Genomic DNA, 1,083 nt, shown 5'->3' with positions numbered 1-1,083 from the left:
CAACGGCACGCCGTAGCTGGCGGCGGAACCCAACGGGCATTGGTCGTTCATCTCGTAGGCGTTGATCAGCAACACGCAATCATCCAACAGGCTTTCCGCATGGGCGGTAGCCCACAGGCCCACGCTCGAAGGCATGCCGGGCTGCATATGCGTCCGCCCAACCATCGGCACGGCTTGATGTTTCTTCCCGAAGGCGCACAGCGCGGCCACCAGCGCCGCGGCCTCTTCCAGCGTCTGCAACAGCTGCTCCTTGGCATAGAGCCGCAGATCGACGGCCACCTGATCGTTGCGGCTGCGGCAGGTGTGGATTTTCTTGCCCAGATCGCCGAGCTGTTTGGTCAGGGTGCGTTCCACTGCCAAGTGCACATCCTGGTCGGCCAGCTTGATCTTAAATTTGCCCTGCTGCGCAAGGCCCATGATCTCCACCAACCCCGCAATCACCTGTTTGCGTTCCGCTTCCGAAATCAGTCCGGGCGTCACCGGCATTTTGGAAAGCATCGTAACATGTGCCGCGGTGCCGATGCAGTCGACCGCGACCAGCGCCTGGTCGAGCTCGACATCGCGGCCGGCCGTGAAGGCCAATACGTCCTGGTTGATTTCGCCAACGGTGGTTTTCTGCTTTGCCATAATCGTACCTCTATCCAATTCAACCGCGAATGCGGAAGAAAGCTCCGCGTTAATCTGTCATTCTAGGCCTGTTCCCGGCCCGTGCTTTCAAGAATCAGGGTCACCGGGCCATCGTTGAGCAATTCGACCTGCATGTCGGCTCCAAACACACCGGTGTTCCGCGGGAAGCCCAACTGTTCCAAGCCGCGGACATATTCATTGAAAAGCGCTTCGCCCTGCTCCGGCCGGGCGGCTTCGATAAAGCTGGGCCGGTTGCCCTTCGTGCAGCTGCCATACAGCGTGAACTGGCTGACGGCGAGCACCGCCCCGCCCACCTCTGCGACGGACCGATTCATTTTGTCGGCATCGTTCGGAAAGATCCGCAATTGGGCGGTCTTCTTTGCCAGATGCCGGGCATCAAAGGGGGTGTCGGCGTGCGACATCCCCGCCAGAACCAGCAGGCCCGGGCCGATGGCG

At 60.8% G+C, this 1,083-nt stretch carries 2 protein-coding genes; both read right to left on the bottom strand.

The features are described 5' to 3' along the window. Positions 1 to 627, bottom strand: a 627-nt coding sequence (locus AC30RD_RS09860; protein WP_489494393.1) for a lyase family protein, incomplete at its 3' end; no start/stop codon positions are given. Positions 628 to 689: 62 nt separating this feature from the next. Beyond that, positions 690 to 1,083: D-aminoacyl-tRNA deacylase (gene dtd / locus AC30RD_RS09855; RefSeq protein WP_489494391.1), on the bottom strand; the 394-nt coding region annotated here is incomplete at its 5' end.

This window comes from Nitrosophilus sp. (genome assembly GCF_982775275.1).
The sequence above is the reverse complement of the archived record's forward strand: the minus strand, read 5'-3'. Positions and strand labels throughout refer to the sequence as shown.